This window comes from Streptomyces sp. NPDC092369 (genome assembly GCF_044755245.1).
GTDB lineage: Bacteria > Actinomycetota > Actinomycetes > Streptomycetales > Streptomycetaceae > Streptomyces.
The window spans coordinates 1-18,168 of record NZ_JBIVQP010000014.1; the positions used below are offsets into that span (position 1 = coordinate 1).

An 18,168-nucleotide genomic window follows, 5' to 3' on the forward strand; every position below is an offset into this window, starting at 1 on the left:
ACAACCGACCCAACCGAGCCGCACAACTCTCCAACTCCCCATACGACAACCACTCATCACCACCCACCACAGCCACCGCCTCACGCGACACCACCACCCGAGCAGCGAACAACTCCGGCAACACCCCAGGCACCCACGGCACCGCCGTCCGGTTCCATACGTCGATCACCAGCTCATGACCAGCCGCACCCACCACACCCACCCGTCCCACCAACCGGGACGAGTCCGCGACGAACTGTTCCAACACCCCCACGAACGACGCCAACACCTCACCCGCCCGCACCCGACTCAACACATCCGGCCGATAGATCAAGTCACCTTGCATGGGGTCGCCGGGCGCGACGATCAACGTGAGGGGATAGTGCCCGGTGTCCTCCGGTACGTCGGCCGGGCGGATGGTGATGGCGTCGGGGCCGGACTGGGGTTCGCTGGCGGCGCGCGGGTAGTTCTCGTACACCACCAACGTGTCGAAGGACGCCCCCTCACCCACCCACTGATTGATCTCCTGCAGCCCCACATGCTGGTGCGATATCAACGCCGACTGACGCGCCTGGAGATCCGCCAACAGACCGAGCAAGGACTGAGCACCGTCCAAACTCACCCGCACCGGAAGCGTGTTGATGAACAAACCGATCATCGACTCCACACCCGGCAACTCCGGAGGCCGGCCAGCCACCGTCGCCCCGAAAACAACATCCTCCCGCCCAGCCAACCGCGCCAACACCAACGCCCACGCACCCTGCACCACCGTGTTCACCGTCAGACCATGCGCCCGAGCCACCTCCACCAGCCCCCGCGACAACTCCTCCTCCAGCGAGAACCGCACCCGCTCCGGCACCACCACCGACCGCACCGACTCCGCCGACACCACCAACGTCGGCCCCTCCACACCCGCCAACTCCCGCTGCCACGCCGCCCGCGCAGCCTCCTTGTCCTGCACCGCCAACCACGCCAGATACTCCCGATACGACCCGACCACCGGCAGCCCACGCCCACTACCACCCGCCGCATACGCCGCCGACACCTCACCCACCAACACCGGCAACGACCAACCATCCAGCACAATGTGATGACTCGTCACCGTCATCCGGTACCGCTCCGCCGCCAGCCGCACGACCAGCACGCGCACCAGCGGCGCCTGGGCCAGGTCGAAGCGGTCAGCACGCTCCCGCGCGGACAACCGCTCGACCTCGGCCGCCGCTTCGGTTTCGGCCAGCATGGACACGTCGGCTTCGGTCCAGGGCACCGTGACCCGCCCCGACACCGCCTGGACCGCACCGCCCGACACCGCCACACCCGAATGGAAACTCGCCCTCAACACCGGATGCCGATCAACCACCACCCCCCACGCCGACCGCAACCGCACCACATCCAAAGGCCCCTCAACAATCAAAGACCGCTGCCCCTCATACACATCAGGACCGTCCTGATCAAAAGCCGCATGGAACAGCAGCCCCTCCTGCAACGGCGACAACGGCCACACATCCACCAAATCCCCCACCACACCCTCAAGCTCCACCACACCCGCCTGCGACACCTCCACCAACGGGAAGTCCGACGGCGTATGACCACCCGCACCGCCAGTAGTGGTGTGTGCGGATAGTCCGGCGAGCTGGTCCGCCCAGGCCGTACCGAGGGCTTCGGCGTCGGCTGTGTCCAGTGCTCCCTCGGGCCAGCTCAGGGTGAGCGTCAGCTCCGGACCCTCAGCCGTGTCACGGATGACGGCACCCGCTTCCAGTACGTGCGCCACGGGCATGCCGGGATCGGCCGAGCCGCCGACCGCACTGTCCCCGGCCATCTGCCAGGGCCTGGCCGGACTCGCGTCCGCCGAGGCCGCCGCGAACCGGCCCAGATAGTTGAACCCGATCTGCGCAGCCGGAGCCGCCGAAAGCACCTGCGCCGTCTCCGGGTTGAGGTGACGCAGCAGGTCGTAGCCCATCCCGTCACCAGGTACGGCATGGGTCTGCTCCTTGACTGCCTTGAGGATCTGCCCGGCCGCGACACCACCGTCGACGGCGTCGGCCAGGTCGATGCCGGTCACGTCGAGTCGGACTGGCTGCACGCTGGTGAACCAACCAACGGTGCGCGACAGTTCGGTACCTTCCAACGGCTCACGACCGTGGCCCTCGATGTCCACGAGCACGCTGCTCATGTCCGGCCGACGACTGGCCACCGCTCCGGCCAGCGTCGACAACAACACCTCATGCACACCGCAGTGAAACGCCGCCGGCGTCCGACCAGCGAGCGTGGCCGCCTGCCCGGCAGGCACCACCCACTCACGGCGCCGCAACGTCCGGGCCACATCCACAACCGGGTTCAAGAGGCGACGGCCCAGCGTCGGGCCCTCCTCGCCCAACAAGGCCAGCCAAGCGTCGAGTTCCGCGGTCCGTTCGGGGCTGACAGCCTGCTCAGCCAAAACCCCCGCCCAGTGGCGGAACGAGGTACCCACCGGATCGAGTGCAGGCGTCCGACCAGCGGCCAGATCCTCATACGCAGTCTGCAGATCCGGCAGCAGAATCCGCCACGACACCCCGTCCACCACCAAGTGATGCACCACCAGCGCCAGTCGGCCCACCCGGCCCGGACCCGCATCCACCCACACCACCTGGACCATGACCCCGGCCGCCGGATCAAGACGGCTGACCGCCTCACGGGCCGCACGCCCCGCCACCGCGTCCAACTCCTCGACGCCCGCCTCGACCCGAGTGATCAGGGCCGACGGATCCACCGAACCCGGCTCGTCCACGATCAACTTCGACTCACCGCCTGCGGCCACCCGCGCCCGCAACATGTCGTGACCGTCCAGGAGCACGTCTACGGCTCGGGCCAAGACCTGGAGATCCAGGTCTGCCGGGGCGCCCGTCACGACCCACTGCGCGTTCCTCGGGAGAGCGGCCCGCTCCCCCATCGCACGCATGGCGGGCGTCCAGGGAACATCCCCTACAGCCACGTCGTCCTCGTCGGCGATCTCGGCGGCTTCGGCGGCCTCGACCACTCGCGCGAGTCGTTCGACCGTCTTCTCCTCGAAGATCTGCCGGGGCGTGATCACCAGACCGGCCCTGCGAGCACGCGACGCCAACTGCATCGACATGATCGAGTCGCCGCCCAGCTCGAAGAACCCGTCGTCCGCCCCTACACGCTCCAACCCGAGGATCTCGGCGAACAGCACACTCAGCTTCTCTTCCGTCTCTCCCACGGGTGCCCGGCCCGAGGCCCCCGGGCTGAGGTCGGGGGCAGGCAGCGCGGCCCGGTCGACCTTGCCGTTGACGGTGAGGGGCAGCGCGTCCAACGACACGAAGGCCGCCGGGACCATGTACTCGGGCAGGGCTTCACCGACGTACTCCCGAAGCTCCGGTACCTCGAGCCCCTCGGCACGCGAGACGACGTACGCGACGAGTTGTTTGTCGCCGGGGCCGTCCTCACGTGCGACGACCACGGCTTGGGCGACGGATGGGTGCGCGGTCAACACGGCCTCGATCTCACCGAGTTCGATACGGAAACCCCGCACCTTCACCTGCGCATCCGCCCGACCGACAAAGAACAACTCACCGTCGGCGTCCCAGCGGGCCAAGTCACCCGAGCGGTACATACGCCCACCGTCCGCGAACGGGCAGGCCACAAACCGCTCCGACGTCAGATCCGCGCGGGCGACATAGCCACGGGCCAGACCCGCACCCGTGACATACACCTCCCCCGTGACCCCCGGAGGCACCGGACGCAGAAACGAATCCAGCACGTACACACGCGAGTTGGACAACGGACGGCCAATAGCCGGCGCCTCATCCGCTGCTGCGATCCGGGCATCCACCCGACCAGCCGTGACCATGACGGTGGCCTCGGTGGGCCCGTAGGTGTTCCACACCTTCGCCGTGGGCGCCCAACGTGCCGCCAGATCCGAGGTGAGGCGTTCCGCGCCCAGCACCCAGGTGTTCATGCCGGACACCTGCTCCGGATCCAGCACTCCCAGAAGGGACGGCACCACACTGGCCGTGCTCACACCGTGCGCGGCGATCATCCCGGCCAACGCACCAGGCTCCGCACGCTCCTCACCAGTGGCAACCGCCAGCGTCCCGCCCGACCCCAGCACGACCGCCACGTCCAGGATCGCCGCATCAAAACTGAACGACGCGAACTGCAACGTCACCACACCACGACCCGCACCCAGAACAGGCGCCATCGCCTGCACCAGATTCACCACACCCCGATGAGCGACCGCCACGCCCTTGGGACGCCCCGTCGAACCCGACGTGTAGATCACATACGCCAGCTGCTCCAGCTCCGCGACACCGGGAAGATCCTCGTCGCCGGTATCGGCCGGCACCTCTTCGAGGAGAACCACACGGGCCGGTCCGGTCGGCACCCGGGCCAGGGTCTCCGCCGTCGCCAGCACCACACCCGCACCACTGTCCTCGACCATGAACCGCAACCGGTCCGAGGGGTAGTCAGGATCCAACGGCACGAAGGCACCGCCGGCCTTCCACACCGCCAACTCCCCCACCACCATGTCGACCCCACGCGGCAGACACAGACCCACCACGCGTTCACGGCCTACCCCAGCACCCACCAAGAACCGCGCAAGCCGATCCGACCGCGCATCCAACTCCCCATACGACAAACCCTCGTTGCCGGAACGAACCGCCACCGCCTCAGGTATCGCCCGCGCGTGAGAGCCGAACAGGTCCAGCAGTGAATCGCCGACCTCGGGTCGCCAGGTGTCGTTGAACTCCTCCACCACAGACACGCGTTCGCTCACCTCCGTCACCTCGACGGCGGCCACCCGCACCGAAGGATCAGCCACCACCTGCTCCAACACCCGCACCAACCGCCGCCCCACAGCCCCCGCCTCCGACCGGGAGAACAGATCCGGGCGATAGGTGAGGCGGATCTGAAGGCGTTCCGTCGGGGCGATGCCCACGGCCAGGGGGTAGTGCGTGCCTGCCAGCGTGTCCAACTGGCGGATGGAAACGGCGTCGTCGTCCCGGTCGGTGGAGGAGAGGGCGACCGAGTTCCGGGGGTAGTTCTCGAACATGAGCATGGTGTCGAAGGAAGCACCGGGACCGGCAACGCCCTGGATCTCGGCCAGACCCATGTGCTGATGAGCCATCAACTTGGTCTGCCGGTCCTGGAGGTCGGTCAGCGTCTCCAGGACAGACCGTGCGCCGTCCAAACTCACCCGCACCGGAAGCGTGTTGATGAACAAGCCGATCATCGACTCCACACCCGGCAACTCCGGAGGCCGGCCGGCCACCGTCGCCCCGAAGACAACGTCCTCCCGCCCGGCCAACCGAGCGAGCACCAACGCCCACGCACCCTGCACGACCGTGTTCACCGTCAGACCATGCGCGCGGGCCAGCGCCGCGAGGCCGCGAGTTGCCTCCCGTGAGAGGTCGACCGAGGTCTGTTTGGGAGTGACGGACACCTTGCCCGGGACGGCAGGCGCCACGAGCGTCGACTCCTCGACCCCGGCCAGTTCCGCGCGCCAGGCCTCCCGGGCCGCCGTCCTGTCCTGACGCGCCAGCCATGCCAGGTACTCGCCGTACGACTGCGTCCGCTGGAGTCCGGAGGCATCGCCTTGAGCGGCGTAGACGGCCGCCACCTCGTTGAGGACGATCGGGGTCGACCAGCCGTCCAGGACGATGTGATGGCTGGTGACGACCAGTCGGTGCCGGTTTTCGGCGAGGCGGATGAGCAGCAGCCGGAGCAGGGGTGCCCGGGTCAGGTCGAAGCGCTGAGCCGACTCCGCGTCCGCCAGGCGGTCGGCCTCGGCCTCCGCTTCGTTCGCCGGCAGGCCGGAGAGGTCGACCTCGCGCCAGGGCAGTACCGCGCTCCCGGCCACCACCTGGACCGAGTCTCCGGTCGCGCACTCGTGGAAGCTCGCCCGGAGGACGGCGTGCCGTGCCACCAGCGCCTCCCACGAGGCCCGCAACCGACGTGTGTCCAGCGGACCGTCGAGGGCCAGCGTCCGCCGGCTCTGGTAGACGTCCGGCCCTTCGTCGTCGTAGGCGGCGTGGAAGAGCATCCCCTCCTGCAACGGGGAGAGCGGCCAGATGTCGACGAGGTCCGGGACCGCCGGCTCCAGCTCGTCCAGCGTCGAGGGGGCCAACTCCACCAGCGGGAAGTCGGATGGAGTGTGTCCGCCGGCGGTGGGGGTGGCGGTGTGCGCGGCGAGACCGGACAGCATGGTCGTCCATGCCTCGCCGAGCGCCTCGGCGTCCGCCTCGTCGAGGACGCCCTCGGGCCAGCTCAGACTGACCGTCAACTCCGGTCCGGATGCGGTGTCGCGGATGACGGCGCCGGCTTCCAGAGCGTGCGCCAGGGGTATGTCCTGGTCCGCGGAACCGCCGACCGCGCTCTCACCCGCCATCTGCCAGGGCCTGGCCGGACCCGTGTCCGCCGAGGCGGAGAACCGGCCCAGGTAGTTGAACCCGATCTGCGCAGCCGGAGCCGCCGAAAGCACCTGCGCCGTCTCCGGGTTGAGGTGACGCAGCAGGTCGTAGCCCATCCCGTCACCAGGTACGGCATGGGTCTGCTCCTTGACCGCCTTGAGGATCTGCCCGGCCGCGACACCACCGTCGACGGCGTCGGCCAGGTCGATGCCGGTCACGTCGAGTCGGACCGGCTGCACGCTGGTGAACCAACCCACGGTGCGCGACAGTTCGGCGCCCTCCAACGGCTCACGACCATGGCCCTCGATGTCCACGAGCACGCTGCTCATGTCCGGCCGACGACTGGCCACCGCGCCGGCCAGCGTCGACAACAACACCTCATGAACACCGCAGTGAAACGCCGCCGGCGTCCGACCAGCGAGCGTGGCCGCCTGCCCGGCAGGCACCACCCACTCACGGCGCCGCAACGTCCGGGCCACATCCACAACCGGGTCCAAGAGGCGACGGCCCAGCGTCGGGCCCTCCTCGCCCAACAAGGCCAGCCAGGCGTCGAGTTCGACAGTCCGCTCCGGGCTGACAGCCTGCTCAGCCAGAACCCCCGCCCAGCGACGGAACGACGTACCCACCGGATCGAGCACGGGCATCCGACCGGCGGCCAGATCCTCGTACGCACCCTGCAGATCCGGCAGCAGAATCCGCCACGACACCCCGTCCACCACCAAGTGATGCACCACCAGCGCCAGTCGGCCCACCCGGCCCGGACCCGCATCCACCCACACCACCTGGACCATGACCCCGGCCCCCGGATCAAGACGGCCCACCGCCTCACGAGCCGCACGCCCCGCCACCGCGTCCAACTCCTCAACGCCCGCCTCGACCCGAGTGACCAAGCCGGCCCCATCCACCGAACCCGGCGCACCCACCACCAGCTTCAACTCGCCGCCTGCGGCCACCCGCGCCCGCAACATGTCGTGACCGTCCAGCAGCGCACCCACAGCCCGGCCCAGCACCGCCAGGTCAAGATCCATCGGCGCTCCGGCCACCACCCACTGTGCGAATCCCGGACGTGCGGCCCGCTCGCCCATCGCCCGCATGACAGGCGTCCAGGGCACTTCGCCCACGCCCACATCACCGGTACGCGCAGAGCCGCTCGCGCCTGTCGCCTCCGCGACCAGCGCCAGCCGCTCGACCGTCTTCTCCTCGAAGATCTGCCGGGGCGTGACCACCAGACCGGCCCTGCGAGCACGCGACGCCAACTGCATCGACATGATCGAGTCCCCGCCCAACGCGAAGAACCCATCGTCCGCGCCCACCCGCTCCAGCCCGAGAACCTCCCCGAACAGCCCGCACAGCAGCTCCTCTACGGCGCCCACCGGCGTCCGCCCGGACACCTGGCCGGCGAAGTCCGGCGCGGGCAGCGCGGCCCGGTCCACCTTGCCGTTCGACGTCAACGGCAGGGCGTCCAGGACGACCACCACCGCAGGCACCATGTACTCCGGCAGGGCTTCGGCTACGTGCTGACGTACCAGTGCGGGATCGGCGTCGAGGCCTTCAGGGACCACATAGCCGACGAGCCGCTTCTCGCCGGGTCGGTCCTGGCGGGCGACGACGACGGCCTGGCTCACGGACGGGTGGGCGGACAACACCGCCTCCACCTCGCCGAGTTCGACCCGGAAGCCGCGGATCTTCACCTGCTCGTCGGCGCGGCCCACGAAGAGCAGTTCACCGTGGTTGGTCCAGCGGACGAGGTCGCCGGTGCGGTACATCCGCTCGCCCGACGCGAACGGGGAGGCCACGAACCGGTCCGCCGTGAGTCCCGCGCGCCCCAGATAGCCACGCGCGAGGCCGGCGCCCGCGATGTACAACTCCCCTGCCACACCCGGCGGTACGGGCTGAAGGAAGGAGTCCAGGACGTACGTCCGCCGGTTGCCGAGCGGGCGGCCGATGGGGAGCGGGTCCGGCGATTCGTCGCCGGGGTGCAGGACATGCGAGGTGGCGCAGAGGGTGATCTCGGTCGGACCGTACAGATGCCTGACCGCGATCTCCGGGCACACCTCCCGCACCCGGCGTACGGAGGCGGCCGGCACCACGTCGCCGCCGGTCAGTACTTCACGCAGGCCGGAGAGGCTCTCCGGGGACTCCTCGGCGAGCACCCGGAACAGTCCGGCGGTGACGTGCGCGGCCGTCACGCCCTCGGCCACGGCCTGGCGCAGTCGCTGCGCGTCGACCGCACCGGGCCCGGCGACGACCACGCGGCCGCCCGCGGCGAGCGGTACCCATACCTCGAACAGCGAGACATCGAAGGCATGCGGGGCGTGCATCAGCACGGCGTCGCCCGGACCGACCGACCAGCCGCGCTCCCCGACGAGCGCGGCGACGCTGCCGTGAGGCACGGCGACGCCCTTGGGCACACCGGTCGAGCCGGAGGTGTACATCACGTAGGCCAGGTCGTCCGCCGTCGACAGGGGCGGGCCCTGCACGTGCGGGTCGTCCCCGTGCGGCGAGGTCGCCAGCACGGCCGCCGTCACCGCAGGGGCGTCCAGCACCAGCGCGTCCGTGGCGAGGTGTGCGGGGATCGCGTGGCGGGTCTGTTCGGTGCAGACCACTGCCACCGGGGCGGAGTCGGTCAGCAGGAACGCGATCCGCTCGGCGGGATAGTCCGCGTCGACGGGTACGTACGCGGCCCCTGCCTTCCAGATCGCCAGGAGGGTCACCAACAGGTCGGCGGACCGGTCCATCAGTACGGCCACACGGTCGCCGCGACCGACGCCCGTACCCGTCAGGTAGGCCGCCAGCCGCGCGGCGGCCGTATCCAACTCCTCATACGACAGGTGCGCCCGACCGTCCACGACGGCCGTGGCGGTCGGCGCTCGACGCACCTGGGCGGCGAACAGCTCCGGCACGGAGACGCCGACGGTCGGGGCTGCCGTGGCGTTCCAGTCGTCGACTACCTGGCGGTACTCGGACCCGGTCACCACGGCGAGCCGGCCAACCGGATGCGAGGGATCGGCCACCATCTGCTCCAGCACCCGCACGAGCCGGTCGAAGACCGACCGCGCGGCGTCGCCGTCGAAGAGGTCCGGCCGGTGGTCGAGTTTGACACGCATCGTGTCGCCGGGCGCCACGACCAGCGTGAGGGGGTAGTGCGCCGCCTCCTGGCCGCCGGCGAGACGGATCGCGAAGCGGTCCGGGGTGGCCGGCTGTGCGGAGGGCAGTGGGTAGTTCTCGTAGACCACGAGGGTGTCGAAGACCGCGCCCGGGCCGGCCAGGTGCTGGATCTCGGTGAGCCCCACGTGCTGGTGAGACATCAACGCGGACTGACGCGCCTGGAGATCCGTCAGCAGGTCGAGGACGGATCGAGTGCCGTCCAACCGCACTCGCACCGGAAGGGTATTGATGAACAGACCGATCATCGACTCCACACCCGGCAGCTCCGGAGGCCGACCGGCCACCGTCGCCCCGAACACCACGTCCTCACGCCCGGCGAGCCTCGCCAGGACCAACGCCCACGCACCCTGCACCACCGTGTTGACGGTCAGCCCGTGCGCACGGGCCAGGCGCACGATGCCCTGCGCCACCTCCGCGGGGATCTCGGTGATCAGGCTCTCGGGGGTCACCGGCGTCCTGCCCGGATCGGCCGGCGCAACCAGGGTCGGCTCGTCGGTGCCGGCCAGTTCCGCCCGCCACGCGTCGCGCGCGGCTTCCTTGTCCTGTGCCGCCAGCCAGGCCAGATAGTCGCGGTAGGGGGCCACCGGAGGGAGCCCGGCGAACATGTCTGTCTCGGTGCCCGTGCGCGCGTCGGTGGCGGTGTCCGCAGTCGTGGCCGTGGCGGTGGCCCCGTAGATCGTCGTCAGTTCATTGATGAGTACGGGTATCGACCAGCCGTCCATCACCACGTGATGGCTCGTCAGAACCATCCGATGCCGCTCCGCGCCGAGCTTGACCAGCAGCACGCGAAGGAGCGGGGCCGTGGCGAGATTGAAACGCCGCGCATGTTCCTGGGCCACGAGGCGCTCGACCTCGGCGGCTGCCTCGGCCGTCGGCAACCCGGAGACATCGGCCTCCTGCCACGGCAGTACGACCTTGTGCGCGATGACCTGGACGGCCTCACCCGACTTGCGCCGCCGGAAACCCGCGCGGAGCGCCGCGTGCCGGGCGAGCAGCGCCTCCCACGCCCGGCGCAGTCGCTCCGCGTCGAGCGGTCCGATCAGGTCGAAGTTGCGTTGTCCCTGGTAGACGTCGGGGCCCTCGTCGTCGAACGCGGCGTGGAAGAGCATCCCCTCCTGCAAAGGCGAGAGCGGCCAGACATCTTCGACACGGGATCGGGTCATCGCTTGTCTCCTCAGCGGCTTGCGTCGAGATGTCTAGAAGTCGTTGTCGTCTGCGAACTCGGCCTCGAGTTCGTCCACTTCGTCCTGGGCGAGGTTCAGGAGCCCGAAGTCCGAGGGGGTGTGTCCGCCGGCGGCGGGTGCGTCGGTGTGTGCGGCGAGTCCGGCGAGCAGATCCGCCCAGGCCGCGCCGAGCGCCTGAGCATCGGCGTCGGCCAGGACGCCTCGCGGCCAGCTCAGGGTGAGCGTCAACTCCGGACCCACGGCCGTGTCACGGATGACGGCGCCCGCTTCGAGTACGTGCGCCACGGGCATGTCGGGATCGGCGGAACCGCCGACCGCGCTCTCCCCCGCCATCTGCCACGGTCGAGCCGGACCCGCGTCCGCCGAGGCCGCCGCGAACCGGCCCAGGTAGTTGAATCCGATCTGGGCGCGGGAGGCGGCTTCGAGGGCGGTACGGGTGTCCGGGTTGAGGTGACGCAGGAGTTCGTAGCCCATCCCGTCACCAGGGACCTGGTTGGACTGTTCCTTGACCGTCTTCACCAAGTCACCGGCCGCGGCCCCGCCCTTGACCGCGTCCACCAGATCGATGTCACTCACGTCCAGCCGTACCGGCTGCACGCTGGTGAACCAACCGACCGTCCGTGACAGATCGACGTCTCCGACCGGCTCGCGGCCATGGCCCTCCACATCGACCAACACGCTGGACGCGCCGGGTCGCCAGCGACCCACCGCCCCGGCGAGCGTCGACAGCAACACCTCGTGCACACCGCAGTGGAAGACCGCCGGGGTCCGGCCGGCCAAGGTGGCCGCTTGTTCGGCGGGCACCACCCAGTCGCGGTGCTGCAACGTGCGGGTGACGTCCGTCGAGGCGTCCAGCGGCCGACGGCCCAGGGTGAGGTCGTCCTGTGCCAACAGCGCGAGCCAGCCGTCGAGTTCGGCGGTCCGCTCGGGACTGACGGCCTGCTCGGCCAGAACCCCCGCCCAGCGGCGGAAGGAAGTTCCCACCGGATCGAGCACGGGCATCCGACCGGCGGCCAGATCCTCGTACGCAGTCTGCAGATCCGGCAGCAGAATCCGCCAGGACACCCCGTCCACCACCAAGTGATGGACCACCAGCGCCAGTCGGCCCACCTGGCCCGGGCCCGCGTCCACCCACACGACCTGGACCATGGCCCCGGCCGCCGGATCAAGACGGCCCACCGCCTCACGAGCCGCACGCCCCGCCACCGCGTCCACCGCGTCGACGCTTGCTGCGACCCGAGTGATCAGGCCCGCTCGATCGACGGAATCGGCCTCGTCCACGATCAGTTTCGGCTCGCCGCCTGCGGCCACCCGTGCACGCAACATGTCGTGCGTGTTCAGCAGTACGCCCACCGCCCGGCCCAGCACGTCGAGGTCCAGGTCCGCCGGAGCACCGGCTATCACCCACTGCGCGAACCCCGGGCGAGCGGATCGTTCACCCCCCGCTCGCATGGCGGGCGTCCAGGGCACTTCGCCCACGCCCACATCACCGGTACGCGCAGGCCCACTTGTGCCTGTCGCCTCCGCGACCAGCGCCAGCCGCTCGACCGTCCTCTCTTCGAAGATCTGCCGGGGCGTGACCACCAGACCGGCTCTGCGGGCACGCGATGCCAACTGCATCGACATGATCGAGTCCCCGCCCAACTCGAAGAAGCCGTCGTCCGCGCCCACCCGCTCCAGCCCCAGGATCTCGGCGAACAGCGCGCAGAGAAGTTCCTCGACCACGCCCTGCGGCGCGCGACCGGCGGAACTTCCCTCACCGCGATCGGGAGCGGGCAGCGCGGCCCGGTCGACCTTGCCGTTGGGCGTCAGAGGCAGCGCGTCCAACGACACGAAGGTCGCCGGAACCATGTACTCGGGCAACCGCTCACCGGCGAACGCCCGCAGATCACCACCGGACAGCACCGCCTCGCTGACCGCGACCACATACGCGACGAGTTGTTTGTCGGCGGGGCCGTCCTCACGCGCCACGACCGCGGCTTGGGCGACGGATGGATGCGCCGTCAACACGGCCTCGATCTCGCCGAGTTCGATACGGAAGCCACGTACCTTCACCTGCGCATCCGCCCGACCGACAAAGAACAGGTCCCCGTCGGCGTCCCAGCGGGCCAAGTCACCCGAGCGGTACATACGCCCACCGTCCGCGAACGGGCAGGCCACAAACCGCTCCGACGTCAGATCCGCGCGGGCGACATAGCCACGGGCCAGACCCGCACCCGTGACATACACCTCCCCCGTGACCCCCGGAGGCACCGGACGCAGAAACGAATCCAACACGTACACACGCGAGTTGGACAACGGACGGCCAATAGCCGGCGCCTCGCTGGTCGGTTTGATGTCGTCGACGACAGGGCCGGCCGTCACCATGACCGTAGCCTCAGTGGGGCCGTAGGTGTTGAAGATCTTCGCCGTAGGCGCCCACTTCGCCGCCAGGTCGGCACTGAGCCGTTCCGCGCCCACCACCCAGGTGTTCATACCGGACACCTGCTCCGGATCCAGCACTCCCAGAAGAGAGGGCACCACACTGGCCGTGCTCACGCCGTGCGCGGCAATCATCCCGGCCAACGCACCACGCTCCGCACGCTCCTCACCAGTGGCAACCGCCAATGTCCCGCCCGACCCCAGCACGACCGCCACGTCCAGGATCGCTGCATCAAAACTGAACGACGCGAACTGCAACGTCACCACACCACGACCCGCACCCAGAACGGGCGCCATCGCCTGCACCAGATTCACCACACCCCGATGAGCGACCGCCACACCCTTGGGACGCCCCGTCGAACCCGACGTGTAGATCACATACGCCAGCTGCTCCAGCTCCGCGACACCGGGAAGGTCCTCGTCGCCGGTATCGGCCGGCACCTCTTCGAGGAGAACCACACGGGCCGGGCCGGTCGGCACCCGGGCCAGGGTCTCCGCCGTGGCCAGCACCACACCCGCACCACTGTCCTCGACCATGTACCGCAGCCGGTCCGAGGGGTAGTCAGGATCCAACGGCACGAAGGCACCGCCGGCCTTCCACACCGCCAACTCCCCCACCACCATGTCGACCCCGCGTGGCAGGCACAGACCCACCACGCGTTCACGACCTACCCCCGCACCCACCAAAAACCGCGCAAGCCGATCCGACCGCGCATCCAACTCCCCATACGACAAACCCTCGTTGCCGGAACGAACCGCCACCGCCTCAGGTATCGCCCGCGCGTGAGAGCCGAACAGGTCCAGCAGTGAATCGCCGACCTCGGGTCGCCAGGTGTCGTTGAACTCCTCCACCACAGACGCCCGTTCGCTCACCTCCGTCACCTCGACAGCGGCCACCCGCACCGAAGGATCAGCCACCACCTGCTCCAACACCCGCACCAACCGCCGCCCCACAGCCCCCGCCTCCGACCGGGAGAACAGATCCGGGCGATAGGTGACGTGGAACTGGAGGGAGTCGCCGGGCAGAACGCCGAGAGTGAGCGGGTAGTTGGTCGACTGGTGCCCTTCAAGGATGGTGATGGAAAGGGACTCCGGACCTGGCGCGTCGACTGACACATGGGGATAGCTCTCAAAGACCACAAGGGTGTCGAAGACGCTTCCGACGCCCGCGAGTCTCTGGATCTCGGCGAGACCCAGGTGCTGGTGGGACATGAGCTGCGTCTGCCGGTCCTGGAGGTCGGTCAGCGTCTCCAGGACAGACCGTGCGCCGTCCAAACTCACCCGCACCGGAAGCGTGTTGATGAACAAACCGATCATCGACTCCACACCCGGCAACTCCGGAGGCCGGCCGGCCACCGTCGCCCCGAAGACAACGTCCTCCTGCCCGGCCAACCGAGCCAACACCAACGCCCACGCACCCTGCACCACCGTGTTCACCGTCAGACCATGCGCGCGGGCCAATTCGCGCACAGCGGAGCTGGCTTGACGGCCGAGGTCGACCGTCACCTCGCCCGGCAGTACGGCGGTCCGGGTGGCATCGGAGGGTGCGATGAGGGTCGGCTCCTCGGTGCCGGCCAGTTCCGTGCGCCAGGCCACTCCTGCGGCTTCCTTGTCCTGGTGGTCGAGCCACGCCAGGTACTCGGCGTACGAATGCGCTCGTCCGAGTCCGGTGGTGCCACCGTCGGCGGCGTAGATCGCGGACAGTTCGCTCATCAGGACGGGCATCGACCAGCCGTCCATGAGGATGTGATGGGTCGTCATGACCAGGCGGTGACGTTCGTCGGCCAGCTTGACCAGGACCAGGCGCAGCAGCGGGGGCACGGCCAGGTCCAGTCGCCGGACCCGTTCCGATGCGGCGAGTTCCTCAAGGCTTGCCGCGGCCTCGGCCTCGGACAGTGCGGAGAGGTCTGTCTCGTGCCAGGGCAGGGCGGCCTCGCGCATGATGAGCTGCACCGGCTCCCCGGAGGCCCGGCGGTGGAAGCCGGCCCGGAGCGTCGCGTGACGCCTGACCAACGCCTCCCAGGACGCCCGGAACCGCGCCGTGTCGAGAGGGCCGTCGATGGCCAACACGAACTGGACACCGTAGATGTCCGGCCCTCGGTCGTCGTAGCCGGCGTGGAACAGCAGGCCCTCCTGCAACGGAGAGAGGGGCCACACCTCGGCGAGCGCCGATCCTTGGGTGCCACGGGTTGATGTCACTGGGACAGCCCTCCTTCGAGGTGTGCGGCGATCGCTTCGAACTCGTCGACCTCGTCCTGCGCGAGGTTCAGAAGGCCGAAGTCGGAGGGGGTGTGCCCGCCGGCGGCAGGAACGTCCGTCTGAGCGGCGAGGCCGGAGAGCATGTCCACCCAGGCACGGCCCAGCGCCTCCACTTCGGCCTCGGTGAGCAGCCGTTCCGGCCAGCTCAGGCTGAGGGTCAGCTCCGGGCCGGATGCGGTGTCGCGGATGACGGCACCGGCACCCAGCGTGTAGGCCGCCGGCATGTCGGGGTCGGCGGAGCCACCCACCGCGCTCTCCCCCGCCATCTGCCACGGTCGAGCCGGACCCGCGTCCGCCGAGGCCGCCGCGAACCGGCCCAGGTAGTTGAACCCGATCTGCGCCCTTGGCGCGGCGCCAAGGACGGCGCCCGTCTCCGGGTTGAGGTGACGCAGCAGTTCGTAGCCCATCCCGTCACCGGGCACGGCACGGACCTGCTCCTTGACCACCTTCACCAAGTCGCCGACCGCGGCGCCTCCTTCAGCCGCGCCCGCCAGATCGACGCCGGCAACGTCCACCCGTACCGGCTGCACACTCGTGAACCAGCCCACCGTCCGCGACAGATCCACACCACCGACCGGCTCACGACCATGACCCTCGACATCCACCAGAACACTCACCGCATCCGGCCGCCACCAGCCCACCGCCCCGGCCAACGTCGACAACAACACCTCATGCACACCGCAGTGGAACGCCGCCGGCGTACGGCCGGCGAGCGTGGCCGCCTCCCCGGCGGGCACCACCCACTCACGGCGCCGCAATGTCCGGGCGACATCCACAGCCGGATCCAACGGGTGACGGCCCAGGGCGGGATCGTCCTGTCCCAACACCCTTAGCCAGTCGTCGAGTTCGGCGGTCCGTTCGGGGCTGACGGCCTGCTCGTCCAGTACTCCGGCCCAGCGGCGGAACGACGTACCCACCGGATCGAGCACAGGCGAACGACCGGCCACCAGATCCTCGTACGCACCCTGCAGATCCGGCAGCAGAATCCGCCACGACACACCGTCGACCGCCAAATGGTGCACCACCAACACCAGTCGGCCCACCCGGCCAGCACCGGCATCCACCCACACCACCTGGAGCATCACTCCAGCCGCCGGGTCGAGACGGCCCACCGCCTCACGAGCCGCACGCCCCGCCACCGCGTCCAACTCCTCGCCGGCACCCGCGTCAACCCGGGTGATCAAGCCCGCCGCATCCACCGAACCCGGCTCGCCCACCACCAGCTTCAACTCGCCGGCGACCACCCGCGCCCGCAACATGTCGTGACCGTCCAGCAGCACACCCAGGGCCCGGCTCAGCAGGTCGGTGTCCAGGTCCGCCGGGGCCCCGACGACCATCCACTGTGCGAACGCCGAGCCCACCACGCGCTCGCCGAGCACTCGCATGACGGGGGTCCAGGGCACCTCGCCCACACCAACGTCGGCCACAAGTGCGCTTCTGGGCGTGCCTGTTGCGGCAATCGTCTCCGCGAGCCGCTCGACGGTCTTCTCCTCGAAGATCTGCCGAGGCGTCACCACCAGACCGGCCCTGCGAGCACGCGACGCCAACTGCATCGACATGATCGAGTCCCCGCCCAACTCGAAGAAGCTGTCATCCGCGCCCACCCGCTCCAGCCCCAGGGACTCGGCGAACAGCACACACAGCAACTCCTCCAACTCACCCACGGGCGCCCGCCCCACAGCCCGCTCGGCGAAATCGGGAGCCGGCAGCGCGGCCCGGTCCACCTTGCCGTTCGACGTCAACGGCAGGGCGTCCAGGACGACCACCACCGCCGGCACCATGTACTCCGGCAGCGTCTTCGCGACGTGCTCGCGCACCGCACCGCCATCCAGCCCCGGAACGCTCCGGGCCACGTAGCCGACGAGGCGGCGCAGGCCCGGTCGTTCCTCCTGGACGAGAGCGACGGCTTGCGCGACGCCGGGGCTGTCGGTGAGAGCGGCTTCGATCTCACCCAGTTCGATGCGGTGGCCGCGGACCTTGACCTGGTCGTCGGCCCGGCCCACGAAGAGGAGTTCACCGTCGTCGGTCCAGCGGACCACGTCGCCCGTGCGGTACATCCGCTCGCCCGGTGCGAACGGGGAGGCCACGAACCGGTTCGCCGTGAGCCCCGCACGCTCCAGGTAGCCACGCGCGAGGCCGACGCCCGCGATGTACAACTCGCCTGCCACACCCGGCGGTACGGGCTGGAGGAAGGAGTCCAGGACGTACACGCGGGTGTTGTCCATGGGCCGGCCGATCGGCGGTGTCCCGGCTCCGCTCAATGGACGGCTCACGGTCGAGGCGACCGTCGCCTCGGTGAGGCCGTACTCGTTGATCAGCTCACGCCCCCGCGACAGACGGCGCCGCAGGTCCTCGGAGCCGGGCTCGCCGCCGATGACGACGGAGCGCAGTTCGGGCAGTCGGTCCGTCTGCAACTGCGCGAGCACGGTGGGGGTCGCGGCGACGTGGGTGACGCGGTGGCGGCGCATCAGGTCGGTCAGTTCGTCGCCGGAGGTGTCGTGCAGCCGTTCCGGGGCGAGTACGAGCCGTCCCCCGGCGCACAGGGTGGGCCAGATGTCGGCCATGGAGACGTCGAAGCTCGGTGAGACGAGCTGGAACACCCCGCTGTCCGTCCCGATCCGGTAGCGGCGGACGCGGTCCGCGACGAGGTTGCTCAGTCCGGCGTGGGGGACGATGACGCCCTTGGGCGTGCCCGTGGAGCCGGACGTGTAGATCACATACGCCGCATGATCCGGCCGCAGCGCCACCAA

The 18,168-nt window shown here is 69.6% G+C and carries 3 protein-coding genes; all 3 read right to left on the reverse strand.

All coding sequences use genetic code 11. The features are described 5' to 3' along the window. Positions 1–10,717: amino acid adenylation domain-containing protein (locus tag ACIQI8_RS44880; protein WP_402365016.1), on the reverse strand; the 10,717-nt coding region annotated here is incomplete at its 3' end. A gap of 33 nt (positions 10,718–10,750) precedes the next feature. Then, positions 10,751–15,358: an amino acid adenylation domain-containing protein gene (locus tag ACIQI8_RS44885; protein ID WP_402365019.1), complete on the reverse strand. Its 4,608-nt coding sequence runs from the start codon at positions 15,356–15,358 to the stop codon at positions 10,751–10,753. Beyond that, positions 15,355–18,168: amino acid adenylation domain-containing protein (locus ACIQI8_RS44890; protein ID WP_402365022.1), on the reverse strand; the 2,814-nt coding region annotated here is incomplete at its 5' end. The genes ACIQI8_RS44890 and ACIQI8_RS44885, both read right to left, overlap by 4 nt.